At 71.7% G+C, this 14,727-nt stretch carries 18 protein-coding genes; 8 read left to right on the forward strand and 10 right to left on the reverse strand.

Going from position 1 to position 14,727, the window contains the following annotated elements; genetic code table 11:
• Positions 1–103: 103 nt before the first annotated feature.
• The 3 genes from AB0J90_RS32515 to AB0J90_RS32525 are packed head-to-tail and all read right to left on the reverse strand — an operon-like array spanning position 104 to position 2,103.
• Positions 104–1,000 (reverse strand): ADP-ribosylglycohydrolase family protein, encoded by an 897-nt coding sequence (locus AB0J90_RS32515; protein WP_363602534.1) that lies wholly within the window; start codon positions 998–1,000, stop codon positions 104–106.
• A gap of 54 nt (positions 1,001–1,054) precedes the next feature.
• A complete protein-coding gene (locus AB0J90_RS32520) occupies positions 1,055–1,405 on the reverse strand; it encodes a transcriptional regulator (RefSeq protein WP_363602536.1) in 351 nt (116 codons plus the stop codon).
• Positions 1,402–2,103, reverse strand: coding sequence for a hypothetical protein (locus tag AB0J90_RS32525; RefSeq protein WP_363602538.1), 702 nt, complete (start codon positions 2,101–2,103; stop codon positions 1,402–1,404). Before AB0J90_RS32525 ends, AB0J90_RS32520 begins: the two co-directional genes overlap by 4 nt.
• A gap of 234 nt (positions 2,104–2,337) precedes the next feature.
• Between AB0J90_RS32525 and AB0J90_RS32530 the strand changes: the two genes are divergently transcribed.
• From AB0J90_RS32530 to AB0J90_RS32540, 3 genes are read left to right on the forward strand one after another with little or no spacing between them, the layout of a single operon-like run.
• On the forward strand, positions 2,338–2,979 hold the full coding sequence (locus AB0J90_RS32530; RefSeq protein WP_363602540.1) for a hypothetical protein: 642 nt from the start codon (positions 2,338–2,340) through the stop codon (positions 2,977–2,979).
• A gap of 30 nt (positions 2,980–3,009) precedes the next feature.
• Entirely contained in the window at positions 3,010–3,702 is a 693-nt protein-coding gene (locus tag AB0J90_RS32535; RefSeq protein WP_363602542.1) for a dihydrofolate reductase family protein, read from the forward strand.
• The gene (locus AB0J90_RS32540) at positions 3,699–4,163 is read left to right on the forward strand and encodes a deaminase (RefSeq protein ID WP_363602544.1); all 465 of its coding nucleotides are present in this window, start codon (positions 3,699–3,701) and stop codon (positions 4,161–4,163) included. The genes AB0J90_RS32535 and AB0J90_RS32540 overlap by 4 nt, the downstream gene beginning before the upstream one ends.
• On the opposite strand, the gene ribA is transcribed toward AB0J90_RS32540, so the two are convergent.
• The 6 genes from ribA to AB0J90_RS32570 all read right to left on the reverse strand — a co-directional run bounded on the left by ribA (position 4,146) and on the right by AB0J90_RS32570 (position 9,184).
• Complete coding sequence (gene ribA / locus AB0J90_RS32545) at positions 4,146–4,799, reverse strand: GTP cyclohydrolase II (protein ID WP_363602546.1); 654 nt, start codon at positions 4,797–4,799, stop codon at positions 4,146–4,148. The genes AB0J90_RS32540 and ribA overlap by 18 nt on opposite strands.
• 37 nt (positions 4,800–4,836) lie before the next feature.
• Positions 4,837–5,781 (reverse strand): lysylphosphatidylglycerol synthase transmembrane domain-containing protein, encoded by a 945-nt coding sequence (locus AB0J90_RS32550; protein ID WP_363602548.1) that lies wholly within the window; start codon positions 5,779–5,781, stop codon positions 4,837–4,839.
• A 112-nt stretch (positions 5,782–5,893) separates the two neighbouring features.
• Entirely contained in the window at positions 5,894–6,718 is an 825-nt protein-coding gene (locus tag AB0J90_RS32555; protein WP_363602550.1) for a class I SAM-dependent methyltransferase, read from the reverse strand.
• Positions 6,715–7,806 carry a glycosyltransferase family 4 protein gene (locus tag AB0J90_RS32560; RefSeq protein ID WP_363602554.1) on the reverse strand — a complete coding sequence of 364 codons (1,092 nt, stop codon included), beginning with the start codon at positions 7,804–7,806 and terminating at the stop codon, positions 6,715–6,717. Before AB0J90_RS32560 ends, AB0J90_RS32555 begins: the two co-directional genes overlap by 4 nt.
• Positions 7,803–8,201 carry a 6-carboxytetrahydropterin synthase gene (locus AB0J90_RS32565; RefSeq protein WP_363602636.1) on the reverse strand — a complete coding sequence of 133 codons (399 nt, stop codon included), beginning with the start codon at positions 8,199–8,201 and terminating at the stop codon, positions 7,803–7,805. Before AB0J90_RS32565 ends, AB0J90_RS32560 begins: the two co-directional genes overlap by 4 nt.
• 5 nt (positions 8,202–8,206) lie before the next feature.
• Positions 8,207–9,184 (reverse strand): dehydrogenase, encoded by a 978-nt coding sequence (locus AB0J90_RS32570; RefSeq protein WP_363602557.1) that lies wholly within the window; start codon positions 9,182–9,184, stop codon positions 8,207–8,209.
• Between the two features lie 219 nt (positions 9,185–9,403).
• Between AB0J90_RS32570 and AB0J90_RS32575 the strand changes: the two genes are divergently transcribed.
• The 4 genes from AB0J90_RS32575 (at position 9,404) to AB0J90_RS32590 (ending at position 13,648) form a co-directional block, all read left to right on the forward strand.
• Entirely contained in the window at positions 9,404–10,147 is a 744-nt protein-coding gene (locus tag AB0J90_RS32575; RefSeq protein WP_363602560.1) for a CDP-alcohol phosphatidyltransferase family protein, read from the forward strand.
• Positions 10,148–10,283: 136 nt separating this feature from the next.
• Positions 10,284–10,952 carry an HAD-IA family hydrolase gene (locus AB0J90_RS32580; RefSeq protein ID WP_363602563.1) on the forward strand — a complete coding sequence of 223 codons (669 nt, stop codon included), beginning with the start codon at positions 10,284–10,286 and terminating at the stop codon, positions 10,950–10,952.
• Between the two features lie 21 nt (positions 10,953–10,973).
• Positions 10,974–12,767 carry a sulfatase-like hydrolase/transferase gene (locus tag AB0J90_RS32585; protein WP_363602565.1) on the forward strand — a complete coding sequence of 598 codons (1,794 nt, stop codon included), beginning with the start codon at positions 10,974–10,976 and terminating at the stop codon, positions 12,765–12,767.
• Between the two features lie 95 nt (positions 12,768–12,862).
• Complete coding sequence (locus AB0J90_RS32590; RefSeq protein WP_363602568.1) at positions 12,863–13,648, forward strand: alpha/beta hydrolase; 786 nt, start codon at positions 12,863–12,865, stop codon at positions 13,646–13,648.
• Between the two features lie 23 nt (positions 13,649–13,671).
• Here the strand turns inward: AB0J90_RS32590 and AB0J90_RS32595 are convergent, their stop codons facing one another.
• Positions 13,672–14,466, reverse strand: coding sequence for an AbfB domain-containing protein (locus AB0J90_RS32595; RefSeq protein WP_363602570.1), 795 nt, complete (start codon positions 14,464–14,466; stop codon positions 13,672–13,674).
• On the opposite strand from AB0J90_RS32595, the gene AB0J90_RS32600 reads away from it, so the two are divergent.
• Positions 14,428–14,658 carry a family 43 glycosylhydrolase gene (locus AB0J90_RS32600; RefSeq protein WP_363602639.1) on the forward strand — a complete coding sequence of 77 codons (231 nt, stop codon included), beginning with the start codon at positions 14,428–14,430 and terminating at the stop codon, positions 14,656–14,658. The two genes, AB0J90_RS32595 and AB0J90_RS32600, sit on opposite strands and share 39 nt — an antisense overlap.
• The last annotated feature ends 69 nt before the right edge of the window (positions 14,659–14,727 follow it).

Genomic DNA, 14,727 nt, shown 5'->3' on the forward strand with positions numbered 1-14,727 from the left:
CCCCGCCCGCGGGCGCGCCCCCCCCCGCCCCCCCCCCCCGGGGCCGCCCCCGCCCCCCCGGGGGGGGGGGGGGGCCCCCCCCCCCCCCCCCCCCCCCGACGCTTCACTGTCGTACGAGACTCGGCAGTGGCTCCCGGTGTGCCAGCCAGGCAGCCGGGATCCCGTTGCCTCCCTTACCGGTGTACGCGGCGACGATCCCGCCGACGATCGCCGAGGTGGTGTCGACGTCTCCACCCGCCCGCAGGCAGGCGACGATCGCCGACGGGTAGTCGTCCAGGTGGGTGGCGGCGGCCCAGAGCGCGAACGGCACCGTGTCCTGCGCCAGCACCCGGCTACCGTTGCCGAGCTCGTACGCGGCCTCGCGGACGCTGGCCCCGAGCAGGGTGCGGGCCCGTTCGATCCCGGTCTTCACCCGGCTCTCGACCAGGTAGGCGAGTACGGCGTCGAGCAGGTCCGAGGGCGCGGGTCGGTTGTGGACCAGCCGGGCCCAGCCCGTCTCGGCGGCGGCGACCGCTACGGCGACCGCGCCGAGGACGCCCTCGCTGTGCGCGTGGGTGACCTCCGCCGACCGCATCGCCTCTAGTGCCGCGGTCCGCGAGTCTCCGGCGTGGAAGGCGCCCAGTGGTGCGACCCGCATCGCGGCCCCGTTGCCCATCGAGCCCTGCCCGTCGAACGCGGCCGGGGAGACCTCCCGCCAGGAGGCACCCTCGCGGAGCTGCCGCAGGATGACCACGGCACCCCCGCCGTAGCCCCGGTACGGCTCGAAGTTTTCGCCGAACGCGGCGGCCAGGCGATCCTGGTCGAGGTGCCCGCGTTCGAGTAGTTCGCGCACCACCGAGCAGGCCATCTCGGTGTCGTCGGTCCACGGCCAGGGTGCGGCGGGCATCACCCCGGCGATCAGATCCCCGACGGCGGTGCCGGGTACGAAGAACTGGGCGCCGAGCGCGTCGCCCACCGACAACCCCTCCAGGCTGTCCATGCAGAGTTCGAATGAGGTCATATTGTTTTCGATCATGCCACGGGCGGGCGTCGGGTGCGGGTTCGGCCGTTGTCGCTACTGGCCGTTGGTGGTCTCGACACGGGCGATGAGCTGCTTGAGACGTCCGATCTCCTCGGCCAGCGCGGCGTTGCCCGCCGGGGTGAGGGTGATCCAGGTCCGGCCTCGGCGCCCGGCGTAGCCCTTCTCGACCTGGACCAGACCGGCTGTCTCCAGCACACCCAGGTGCTGGGAGAGGTTCCCGGCGGTCAGCTCCAACTGGGTACGCAGGAACCCGAACTCCACCCGGCGTGCCTCGTGCGCGATGGTGAGGATTCCGAGCCGGACCCGCTGGTGCACCACGTCGTCGAGGCCGGTGACCGGATGCGGGGAGTCGATCTCGTCCGGGCTGTCGACGGGGTCGCTCACCGGGTCCGCCGCAGCCGTCGTGCCATCGCGAAGCCGGCGCTGCCCAGCAGCAGCACGCCGCCGCTGATGGCCAGCATCGGTGCGAACTCCCACTGGCCTCCCCAGTGGGTGCCCCAGCCGAAGTTGATCGGCACCGCCAGGACCGTCAGGTAGCCGAGGGCGAACAGCAGCAGTGCGGGGTGGCGCTCCAGCCAGGCCAGCACGAGCAGTGCCAGCCCGATCGAGCCGGTGTAGTCGGTCAGGCGGAACAGGGCGAGGACGACCCAGGGCAGGGGGTCCGCGCGGTCCGGCGGTGGGAGGTAGTTCCCCACCACCAGGTGCATGACGGTGAACAGGGCGACCAGCGTGATGCCCACGATGACGTACGGCGCCACCCGGGTGCCCAGGCCCCGGGACCGGGCGACCCGCAGGTACCCGCCGGCGATCACCACGTATGCCAGGGCCAGCGCCGTCCACCAGTAGATGGAGGCGGACTGGAACCACACCTTGCACACCTCGCCGTCGTCCACCGGACGGCACTCGCTGAGCACCTGGTGGCCGTACCGGTACACCGGGATCGCACCGAAGGTCACCAGGGCCAGCACCAGTAACGGCAGCCACGTCACCCGCTGGGCAAGACGGACCCGGCGCGCGAGTTCGCGCGCGTCAGCCAGCAGCCGTCGGGGATCGCCGCCGGCAGGAACCGCATCTGAAGTCATGCCAATAGGTTTCCATAACAAACTGATTGGCGCTAGTAACAATTCTGGTTCGAGCCTTGATCGTCCGCAGTCGTCGACCGGACCCGACAAGGGCATGATCGAAAGCCGGTCGGCGGCCGCCGGCACGGCACGCGGTATCGTCACGGCAGGTCGGCCGGGACGCTGTGCCGCCCGGCCCAGCCGCCATGGCATCCGGGAGCCGGTCGCGGGCGACAAGGCTGAAGGGCGGGACGGGTGATCATCCCTGGGCGTTTCAACGGGCCACCCGGCTCGGGTAACGGTGGCTACAGCGCCGGGGTCTTCGCCGACGGCGAACCGTACGAGGTCACGCTGCGCCTGCCACCGCCGCTGGACACGCCGCTGTCGCTGGTCGAGGGCCGGGTCCGGGACCCGGACGGCGCCGTCGTGGCCGAGGTGACGCCGACCGGAGCGGTCGACACCGTGGTCCCGCCGATCGGGTACGCCGCCGCGCAGCGCGCCTCCACCGCGTACGTCGGGTTCACCGGCCACCCGTTCCCCACCTGCTACGTCTGCGGCCCCGACCGCAGCGACGGCCTGGGGATCTTCCCCGGCCCGGTGGCCGACGGCCGTACCGCCGCACCGTGGACGGTCCCGGACGACGTGTCGCCGCCGATGGTGTGGGCCGCGCTCGACTGTCCCGGCGGCTGGGCGATCATCGGCCCCGAACGGCCGTACGTGCTCGGCCGGATCGCCGTACAACTGGAGCGCATGCCGGCGCCCGGTGACCAGTGCGTGGTGGTGGGCGAGTTGGCCACCGCGCAGGGGCGCAAGGCTCTCGTGCACAGCACCCTGTACGGCCCCGACGGTGCCGAACTGGCCCGCGCCCGCGCCACCTGGATCGCGGTCGCCGGTTGAAACGACGGGACACGAGCAGGGAGTCGGCCGGTGAGTGAGCGACCCTACGTACTGCTCAGCTGCGCCACCTCGATCGACGGTTACCTCGACGACGCGACCGACCAGCGGCTGCTGCTCTCCAACGACGCCGACTTCGACCGGGTCGACGCGGTACGCGCCGACTGCGACGCGATCCTGGTCGGCGCGAACACCATCAGGCTGGACAACCCGCGGCTGCTGGTGCGCTCGCAGCAGCGCCGGGACGGGCGGGTCGCGCGTGGTCTGCCCGCGTCGCCGACGAAGGTCACCGTGGTCGGCCGGGGTGACCTCGATCCGGACGCGCTCTTCTTCACCGCCGGGGACACCGACAAGATCGTGTACTGCGCGTCGGCGGCGGTGGACAAGACCCGCGCCCGCCTCGGTGACTCGGCGACCGTCGTGGACGCGGGCGACCCGGTCACCCCGGAGCGGACGCTGGCCGACCTCGCCGCCCGTGGCGTACGCCGATTGGTGGTCGAGGGCGGCGGCACGATGCACACCCAGTTCCTCACCGCCGGGCTGGCCGACGAACTGCACCTGGTGATCGCCCCGTTTTTCGTCGGCGACTGCCGCGCACCCCGTTTCGTGGGCGACGGCCGGTTCCCGTGGCACCCGGGGCGCCGTGCCCACCTGGCCGAGGTCCGCCAGATCGAGGATGTCGTGCTGCTGCGCTACGCCCTGTCCGACCGGTTCGGTGCGCCGTGACCGACCACGACCGGCACTGGCTGACCGCCGCCGTCAAACTTTCGTACGACAGCCCGCCCGTCAGCTTCGCGTACGCGGTCGGCGCGATCGTGGTCGACGCCAACGGGACGCAGCTCGCCCACGGCTTCTCCCGGGAGACCGACACGCACGTCCACGCCGAGGAGTCGGCCCTGGCCAAACTGGCCGGCGTGGACCTCACCGGCGCCACGATCTACAGCTCGCTGGAACCGTGCAGTGTCCGCAGGTCCCGCCCGCGGACCTGCACCCAGCTCATCATCGCCGCCGGGCTCAGACGGGTGGTGTTCGCGCTGCGTGAGCCGCCGTTGCTGGCCGACTGCCACGCCGTGGAACTGCTCGGGGAAGCCGGTGTCGAGGTGGTCGAGATACCCGACCTCGCCGACGAGGTCCGCACGGTCAACGCCCACCTTCTGCTACCAGGCGGGTCACCGGACGAACGGTAGGTCGGAGGCACGGGCGGCCCGGCTTGCCTTCGCCGCCAGGTAGTCGGCGTTGGCGGGGGAGAGGAACACCCCGGTCGGTACGCACTCCGTCACCACCAACCCGAGTTCGCCGAGCTGCTCGGCCTTGTCCGGATTGTTGGTCAGCAGGGCGACGCGCTCCACCCCCAGGGTGGCCAGCATCTGGGCGGCGGCGCTGTAGTCACGCTCGTCCTCGCCGTGGCCGAGGGCCACGTTCGCCTCGTAGGTGTCCAGGCCGGCGTCCTGCAGCGCGTACGCGTCGAGTTTGGCGTACAGGCCGATGCCGCGTCCCTCCTGCCGCAGGTAGAGCAGGAAACCACCGGCCGCCGCGATGCGTTCGACGCCCTCGCGCAGCTGCGGGCCGCAGTCGCACCGCTGGCTGCCGAACACGTCGCCGGTCAGGCACTCGCTGTGCGGGCGGACCAGCGGGACGGGGCCCTCGGTGTGCTGCCGGTCGAGCGCCCCCGCCCAGTCACCGAGGCCGAACGCGAGATGTTCCCGGCCGTCCACCAACCCGTCGAACGTGAACACCCGCGCGGTCGTGGCGAATCCGTCGGGGAACTCCAGCGGTACCGTGACCTGCGTCCGAACCGTCGCGACAGGCAGTGCTTCGTACATTGTTCTCCTCTGTTGAACCGTGCCGACCCTGTGGCGCTCAGCCATGCGCGGCGCTTCGCCGGGGCACGAACGCCGGCACCCGGACCCGCCGGATCAGCAGTACCGCGGCGCCGGGCAGGCTCGCGACCAGCACCAGCGCGCCGTACACCATGGCGGTGGAGATGCCCTGGGAGGCGGTGAGCCCGGCCGCGCCGAACGCCCACGCCGCCACCCCCTCACGCGGCCCGAAACCCGCGACGTTCGCCGGCACACCCATGGCCAGCAGGGCCAGGAGCGTCAGCGGCACGAGCTGGGACAGCGGTGCGGTGACGCCCGCGGTCCGGGCCGCGACCAGGAACGTCGCCAGGTGGCCCGCGACGACGACGGTGGAGGCGATCAGCACACCCACCCACTTGCCGTGGGCCAGCAGGCCGTCGCGGACGTCCGCCTCGGTGGTGCGCAGTGCCCGCGCCCACCGCGAGGGCCCGCGCGTGGGCAGCACCCGAGCCAGCAGTACGGCACCGAGCACACCGGCCACCACCAGCGCGGTCGCCGCCGGCAGGTACGGCCGTACCGGCGACGGGAAGGCGAGCAGGACGGCCACCGCGATGACGGCCTGGACGACCTGCCCGGCGGTGCGTTCCCACACCACCGCCCGGATACCGCGTCCGACGTCACCGGAGTCCCGCCCGTGGCGTACCGCCCGGTGCACGTCACCGAGCACGCCGCCGGGCAGGGTCGAGTTCAGGAACACCGCTCGGTAGCAGGCGGCCACGGCGGTACCCAGCGGCAGCCGGACACCGAGGCCGCCGGCGATCAGGCTCCACCGCCAGGCACAACACACCGTGGTCAGCACGCCGATGCCGAGCGCCGCCGCGAGCGCCCAGCCGTCGATCAGGCGCAGCCCGTCGAGGAACGGGCCGGTGCCCAGCCACCACAGCAGTACGGCGAGGACGCCGATCCCGCTCACCGTCCGTACCAGGGCCCAGTTCGGGCGGATCACCGGGACGACCCGAGCGGGCGGCGGCAGGGTGGACGTGGTGTGGGTACCTTTCGCAAACCGGCCTCCCTCGAAGAACATCTTCTCGGGTACACGTGCTGCGGTGGTCAAAGGTTCATTCACAGTTGGCGAGAAGGTCGTTGTGCTCGACCACGACCCCGAGCCGACCGGCTGCCGCTTCCGCGAGACGGCGTGCCGCGTACGGCGCGGCCGGGCCGGTCAACTCCGGTCGTTGCTCGCACGCCGCGCCGAGCCAGCCGTCGAACCACTCGGCCGTCAGGTCCGCCTGTTCCGGGCCGAGCCGCCAGTGGCTGGACTGCACCGTCACGTCCACCCCGCGCCGGCCGAACGCCTCCACGGTGGCCTGCGCTGCGTCCGGCCCGAGCAGCATCCGGCCGCCGACCGTGCGCCGCTGGTGGGCGTTGAACGCCTCGGTGATCTCCGGGTCGAGAGGGTCGGCGGGGGTGAGCGCCACCCGGCCGATCACCGAGATGGTCAGCAGCGTCGGGCAACCGGCGTCGGCGCAGACCGCCACGATGCGCTCGATCTCCTCGACGGTCAGCATGTCCAGCAGCGCGGAGGCGGTGATCAGGGAGGCGCCGGCGAGGTCTTCGGCGCTCAACCGGGTGATGTCCCGCTGCCGGGTCTCGACGGTCACCGGGGCCCCGTCGGCGGCTGTGTCGGTCATCTCGGCCTTGGCGTGTTCCAGCAGGTCGGCGTCGCGGTCGTACATCACCCAGTGCTGCGGGCCGGACAGCCGCGGCGCCAGCCAGCGGCCCATCGACCCGGTGCCGGTGCCGAGGTCGTGGACCACGGTGAGCGGGCTGCCGGCCAGGTGACGGCGGACCGGTTCGACGAGTTCCGGTGCGCGGGCGGCAGCATCGGCCGGCTCCCGCAGCCCGAGCCAGGCCGCGCTGACACGACCGATCTCCTCGCTCATGCCGACCTCCCCGCGGTCACCGGTACGCAGGCAAGGACGTTCGCCACGAGCGCCGAGGTGACCGCCCAGCCGGTGAGCGTGCCCCGGCGGCCACGGGCGGAGTGCCGCAGTTGGTCGCGCAGGGCGGCGTCGTCGAGCCAGCGGCGCAGCGCACCGGCGAGCGCCGTTGGATCGTCGGGCGGCACCAGCATCCCCGGCAGGCTGCCGTCCGGGGCGTGCCCCAGGGACTCGGGCAGCCCATTCGTCGCGGTCGCCAGGACGGGGATTCCGCGTGCCAGCGCCTCGGTGACCACCATGCCGTACGTCTCTCCGCGTGACGCCAGCACCAGCAGGTCGGCTGCGGCGTACGCGGCGTCGAGTTCGACCCCGGTACGCGGGCCGACCAGGTGCATCCGGTCCTGGAGGCCGGACGTGGTCGCCTGTTGCCGTACCCGGTCGACGAAGTCCGGGTCGCGGTCCAGGGCGCCGACGCAGAGACAGGTCCACCGCAGGTCCGCGACCGCCGACAGGGCGGAGGTCAACACGTCGTGCCCCTTGTGTGGCGCGACGGCCGCGACGCAGAGCAGTTCCGAACCGGTGGCCGATCCGGGCGCCACGGGTGCCTGCTCCGACCCCGGGGTGGCGACGTGGACCCGGTCGGCCGGCAGTGCGTACAGGTCGATCAGTCGTTGTCGGGTCCACGCGCTGGTGGTGATGACCGCGACCGCGGCGGCCAGGGTCTCGCCCTCCGCGGCACGCGACCGCACGGCTTCTTCGCCGAGCGGCAGGTGGACCAGGACCACCAGGCGCAACCGGTGGGACTGCGGCACCAGCACCTCCGGTACGGCCGACGCGACCAGCCCGTCGAGCAGCACCAGCGCGTCGTCGGGCAGCGCGGCGAGTACGCCCGCCAGCTCGGCCCGCTCGGTCATGCTGGGCTGCGGCCAGGTGCCGCGTACGGCATGTTCGTGTACCGCCCAGCCGGATGCGGCGAGGCCGGCGCAGATCCGGCGGTCGTAGCTGTTGCCGCCGCTCGGGGTGGCGGGGTCGTCGATGTCGTTCGGCAGCACCACGTGGACCACGGCGGCGGTGCCACCTGCCGCGGTCACAGGGGCCGCTCGTAGCTCGCCCACGCGATGTGCGACTCGTGCAGCGTGACCGCGATGCCCTCCAGCCCGCGCGCGCCCTCGCCGAGGGCACCGGCGTGCACCCGTTCGGCGAGCCGGTCGGCGATCACCTGGGCGAGTGCCTCGGTCGAGGTGTTGATCCCGGCGAAGTCGGACTCGTCGTCGAGGTTGCGGTAGTTGAGCTTGCTGAGTACGGCGTTCAGTTCCTGGGCGGCGAGCCCGATGTCGACCACGATGTTGTCGGAGTCGAGAGCGGTCCGGCGGAACGTCGCGTCGACGACGAACGTCGCCCCGTGCAGCCGCTGGGCGGGTCCGAAGACGTCGCCACGGAAACTGTGGGCGATCATGATGTGGTCACGGACGGTCACGCTGAACAAGGTTTTCACTCTCCGTAGGTGACGAGATGGCACAGCGCGGGCAGGGTGCCCGCGGTCAGTCGGGGGAGCACGTCGGGTAGCGCGTCGAACCGGGACGAGCCGGTGATCAACGTGTCGAACGCGGGGTCCTGGAGCAGGTCCAGGGCGAGCGCCAGCCGGTCGGCGTAGGTGCGGCTCGACCGGCGGGCCGGTGCGACCATGCCGACCTGGCTGCTGCGGATGTTCAGTCGACCGGAGTGGAACGCCCCGCCCAGCGACAGGTTGACCGTGCGGTCGCCGTACCAGCTCAGGTCGACGACCGTACCCTCCGGGGCGAGCAGGTCGAGCGACCGCTGGAGTCCGGCAGACGACGCGCTCGCGTGCACCACGAGGTCGCGTCCCTGCGCGGCGTCGGCCGGCAGCGCGAACTCGACGCCCAGCGCCGCGGCGACGTCGGCCCGGCCCGGGTCCGCGTCGACCAACTGGACCCGGACCCCGGGAAACCGGACGAGCAGGGCCGCGACGCTGCAACCGACCATGCCGGCACCGATCACCGTGATCCGGTCACCCACCAGCGGCGCGGCGTCCCACAGCGCGTTGACGGCGGTTTCCACGGTTCCGGCCAGCACCGCCCGTGCCGGCGGAACCCCATCGGGTACGGCAACCACGGCCGAGGCCGGCACCACGTACGCGCTCTGGTGCGGGTAGAGGCAGAAGACGGTACGCCCGAGCAGTTCCCCGGGGCCTTCCTCGACGACGCCCACGTTCAGGTAGCCGTACTTGAGCGGGCCGGGGAAGTCGCCCTCCTGGAACGGTGCGCGCATCGCCGCGTACTGGCTCACCGGCACCCCGCCGGAGAACACCAGCGTCTCCGTACCCCGGCTGATGCCGGAGTAGCGGCTGCGGACGAGGACCTCGCCGTCGCCGGGGTCGGGCAGCGTCACCGGGCGGATCTCGCCCTCGCCGGGCGACCGCAGCCAGAAGGCGTGTGCCTCGCGCGTCACCGGTTCCTCCTTCCTCAAGATCGATCGAACCGAACGGCCGCATTTTACGTGTTTCCCTATCAAGGGCGTACACACGATAGACACGGAGGCAGGGTGCGCACGGTTCAAAGCGGTCCCATAATTGGGCTGATAGTCCAGGTTGTCCTGCTTGCCGGCCTTGCCGGAACAGTCGGTCTCGGTCTCGCCGGCTGGCTCGCGGGAGTCACGTACGGGGCCGTCATGTGCGTCCTGCTCACCCGAGGTCTGCGCGACTCGGGCGCGGGCCGGCTGAGTCCGGCCGACCGGGTGACGCTGAGCCGGGCGACGCTCGTCGGCGGCGTGACGGCGTTGACGGCAGACTCCTTCGACCGGCCCACCCCGGTGGGGCTGCTGGTCACGCTCACCGCCGTGGCGCTCGTACTGGACGCGGTGGACGGTCACGTGGCCCGACGTACCGGCACGACCACCGCGCTCGGCGCGCGCTTCGACATGGAGGTCGACGCCTTCCTGCTGCTCGTACTCAGCGTCTACGTGGTGGAACCGGTCGGCATCTGGGCGCTGGCGATCGGCGGCATGCGGTACGTCTTCGTGGTGGCGATCTGGGTGCTGCCGTGGATGCGGGGAACCCTGCCGCCGCGCTACTGGCGCAAGGTCGTCGCGGCCACCCAGGGCATCGTGCTGGTCCTCGCGGCGGCGGACGTGCTGCCCCGGCCGTTGACGGCGAGTGCGGTGGCGGTGGGGTTGGCCCTGCTGGTGGAGTCGTTCGGCCGTGACGTCGGCTGGCTCTGGCAGCACCGTCCGGCCCGGCTCGACCGGCGTCGTCGGCCCGAACCGTCGGTCCGGGTGGCACCTGCCCCGCGTACGGGGAGCAGACTGCTGGTGAGCATGACGGCGCACGCGGTCGCGGCCCGCGGTACCGGCCCGGCCGGAATCGCCCGCGCGGCGGCCGGGCGAGCCCACCGCTTCCACGACCCGGTGCCGTGACCGGGACACCACCGTTGCTCGATCGTCGCCGCACCGCCCGTGACCCGGCCCGCGGCGGCCACCACCGACCCGGGACGACACTGCCCGCCTGCTGTGCACACAGTTCGCGGGCCGGAACACACGAGGAGACGCCGACGTGAGTCAGTTCGAGGCTGTCCTGTTCGACGCGGGCGACACCCTGATCCGGCTCTCCGGCAGCGGTGAGAAGCTGCTGCACCGGGCCGCGGCCAGGCTCGGTGCCGAAGCGCTCGACCCGGACGAGGTGGCGTCGGTATGGCGCCGGGTGCTCGGCCGCAGCAGTACGGCCGAGGAACTGGCGAAGGGTCGTGACCTGTCGAGCGCCCGGCACCGCGAGGTGTGGACCGCCCTCTACACGTCGGCCGGCTGTGAGCGGCTCGTCCCCGGGCTGAGCGACGAGCTGTACGCGCTCACCGTCAGTGCCGAGTCCTGGGAGGCATTCCCGGACACCCTGCCCACCCTGAAGGCGCTGCACGACCGGGGTCTGCCGGTCGGCATCGTCAGCGACACCGGCTTCGACCTTCGTCCCGCCATGGACCTGTTGGGTCTGTCGCCCTTCCTGGACACCGTCGTGATGTCGTTCGAACAGGGGATCTGCAAGCCCGCCGCCGAGGTGTTCCTGACCGCGTGCGACCGGATGCGGGTCAACCCGGAACGGACCCTGATGGTCGGCGACAACCCGCTGACCGACTCCGGTGCGGTGGCCGCCGGAATGCACGTCTTCCTGTTGCCGCCGCCGGTCGACACCGGCCCACGGGGACTCGGCCACATCCTGTCCCTGATCTGATCGAAGGACGTACCAGCCACAATGGACGATCTCTCCACGAAGCCCGACTCGGTGACGGACGACCGCGCGGAGAGCCCGCCGGCCGACGAGACCGGCAGGTCCCGGACCGACGCCGGCAGCTCCCCGACCGACGCCGCAGCCGCCGATGCCAGCCCCTCGACCGAGGGCGCGGCCGCCGCGGCCGACGACGCCGTTGCCGTACGCGGGAAGCGCCGGGTCCTGGCGGGGGTGACCACGACCCTGGCGGCCCTGCTGGTGCTGTTCGCCCTCGTCGCCCCGAACCAGATCGGTCGGCTCAGCCCCGCGGCGTTCCTGCGCATCCCGCTCGAAGGGCTCGTCGGCGTCGCCCTGCTGCTCGTCCTGCCCGGTCGCACGAGACGGGTGGTGGCCGCGATCGTCGGGGTGGCACTCGGTCTGCTCACCATCGTGAAGATCATCGACATGGGCTTCTTCGAGGTCCTCGACCGGCCGTTCGACCTGGTCCTCGACTGGGTCCTGCTCGACGACGCGCTGTCCTTCCTCACCGACTCGATCGGCCGCTTCGGTGCGATCGCCGCCGCGATCGGGCTCGCGCTGCTCGTCGTCGCGGTGCTGGTCCTGATGACCCTGTCGGTCCTGCGGCTGACCCGACCCCTGGTACGGCACCGGAGCACCGCGGCCCGCTCCGTCGCGGCGCTCGGGGCGGTCTGGGTCACCTGCGCCGTACTCGGCGCGCAGATCGTTCCGGGGCTGCCCGTGGCTGCCAACAGCGCGGCCGACCTCGCCTACGACCGTACGCTCCAGGTGCGGGCGGGCCTGCGGGACCAGAGCGCGTTCGCCGAGGAGGTCACCGTCGACGCGTTCCGTGACACCCCCGGCGACAAGCTGCTCACCGGCCTGCGGGGCAAGGACGTGGTCTTCGCCTTCGTGGAGAGTTACGGACGCGACGCGGTCGAGGATCCGGAGATGGCATCCCAGGTCGGTGCGCTTCTCGACGCCGGCAACCAGCGGCTGAACGCGGCCGGCTTCGCCTCCCGCAGCGCCTTCCTCACCTCGCCGACCGCGGGTGGCGGGAGCTGGCTGGCCCACGCCACCCTGCTGTCCGGCCTCTGGATCGACAACCAGCAGCGGCACAACAACCTGCTCGCCAGCGACCGGTTGACCCTCAACGGCGCCTTCCGTCGGGCCGACTGGCGTACGGTCGCCGTCATGCCGGCCCTGACCCAGCCCTGGCCGGAGGGGAAGTTCTTCGGCAACGACCAGGTCTACGGGGTCGACGACCTCGGCTATCACGGCCCGAAGTTCAGCTACGCCCCGGTGCCCGACCAGTTCACCCTGTCGGCCTTCGAACGCTTCGAGCGCGCCAACCCCGACCATGCCCCGGTGATGGCGGAGATCCCACTCGTGTCGAGCCACGGCCCGTGGGCGCCGATTCCCCGGATGGTCGGCTGGAACGAACTCGGTGACGGCTCGGTCTACAACTCGATCGCGAAGGAGGGCGAGTCACCGGACGACGTCTGGCGCGACCCCTCCCGGGTACGCACCGAGTACCGGCGATCCATCGAATACTCGCTGAGCAGCCTCATCTCCTACGTGGAGAACTACGGCGACGACAACCTCGTGCTCGTCTTCCTCGGCGACCACCAACCCGCCCCGATCGTCACCGGAGAGAACGCCAGCCGGGACGTGCCGATCACCATCGTCGCCCACGATCCGGCCGTGCTGGACCGCGTCTCCGGCTGGGGCTGGCAGGACGGCCTGCGGCCGGGCCCGCAGGCACCGGTCTGGCGGATGGATTCCTTCCGCGACCGGTTCCTCACCGCCTTCGGCCCGTAGTGGCCGGAGTGCATGATCGCGCAACAGGGCGGACCCGCCTTCTCCCAGCCGCGACCAGATGATTTGATCTCCTGAGCCGAAGCCGGAGACCGCCCATGCCCAAGGTGTCACTGCACGACGGAACCGCCATCGAGGTTGCGGTCCACGGCTCAGGTCCGGCCGTGCTGCTGCCGATGGGCCCGCGACCGGCGGCGCGGACACGTACCGACCCGGCCGTCGGCGGCCCGCTGGTCGAGGGGCTTCGGGACGCGTTCCGGGTGGTCGTGTTCGACTACGAGGGACACCTCATGCGGCACCCGAGGCCGGACACCCTCACTCCCGGCAACATCACCGGAGACCTGCTCGCCATCGCCGACGCGGTGCGGGCCGACCGCTTCGCCTACTACGGCTACTCGTGGCTAGGGATGAGCGGGCTGCAGCTCGCTATCCGTACCCGCCGTCTCTCGGCGCTGGTCATGGGCGGCTTCCCGCCGATCGGCGGCCCGTACCCGCAGGCGTTGCGGGCGTACGAGGCGGCGGCCTCGGGGGAGCCCGACGAGGGGTCGGGCGGGCCGCGGGCCCGGCAGTTCGTCACGCTGTACGAGTCGTTGCAGGGGTTTGACGACCGGTCGATCCAGGCCCAGGTCACCTGTCCCCGGCTCTGCTTCGTCGGCGCCACCGAAGAGGTCCCGTACGGCCAGCGCGGCGATGTGTCGGTGGACGTCGGCGCCGTGGTGCGGCAGCGGCAGTCGGAGTTGGCGGCGCTCGGCTGGGACGTGCGGATCCTGGACGGGCTCGACTCCGCCGAGGCCGCGCAGGATCCGCACGTGCTGCGCGTGTTGCGCCCCTGGCTCAGCGCCGCACTGGCCGCCCACTCCTCGCCGCCGGCCGACGAGCAGTAGGGACGGTTCTCGGCGCGGACCGGTCATTCCAGGTGGAACGTCGCAGTCGCCTGGTTCGCTGCCCCGCCCACCGCTTCCAGGTAGAGCAGTCCGCTGCGGTGGCGGATATACCGGCCCGGTGCGTTCTGCGACTCCAGCGAGACCCCGGCGCTGTTGGCCAGACCGGGTCGGCGTTGGAAACTGGCGTCGGCCCGGAACTGCGCCGAGCCGTCGTCGCGTTCGACCCAGATCTCGTAGTTGCGGTGCCGCAGGAAGTAACCGGGGAAGTTGGTCGACTCCAGCGACACCGATCCGGAGCCGGCCAACCCGGTGACGAACCGGTACTGCGAGTCGGCCAGGTTCGTCACGTTGGCCTCGACGCGTCCCCGGTAGGCGTAGTGCCGGATGTAGCTGCTGGTGAGGTCATGCGAGCGCAGCCGTACGGGTGACCCGCCGTCCGGCACCGGGATGCCGAAGTTGGGTGTGCCGTCGGCGTTGCAGTACAGCTTCTGGATCCGGGTACGCCGGTTCGGGTCGTTGAGCGGATCACCGGTGATGTCGCGGTAGTTGCGGTCGTGGTAGACGAGGATGTCGCTCTGCCCGTCGTCGGAGACGGTGAACGAGTTGTGCCCCGGACCGTACTGGCCGGTGGCGGCGTTGCTGGTGAACACCGGAGTCGGGCTCTTCGTCCAGGACGCCGCGTCGAGCAGGTTCGCCGTGGTGGAGGCGGTCAGCAGGCCGAGGCAGTAGTTGGCGTCGGTGGCGCTCGCCGAGTACGTGAGGAAGATCCGGCCGTTGCGCTGGATCACCGTCGGTCCCTCGGCTTCGCACCGGGCCACAACGGCTTCTTCACCTCACCGGACGGCACCGAGAGCTGGATCGTCTACCACGCCAACGACTCGGCCGGCGGCGGATGCGACATGAACCGATCCACCCGTGCCCAGCGGTTCACCTGGAACGCCGACGGAACACCCAACTTCGGCATCCCGGCGAGGTTGGGCACCGCGCTCACCGTACCGTCCGGGGAGTAAGCCGTACCCGATGCGTCGGGGTCGTCCGGGAGCCGGACGCCGTCGAGGCCGCAACCGGCTTCCGGACGT

It is taken from the genome of Micromonospora sp. NPDC049523, assembly GCF_040676775.1.
In the GTDB taxonomy this organism is placed as follows: domain Bacteria; phylum Actinomycetota; class Actinomycetes; order Mycobacteriales; family Micromonosporaceae; genus Micromonospora_G.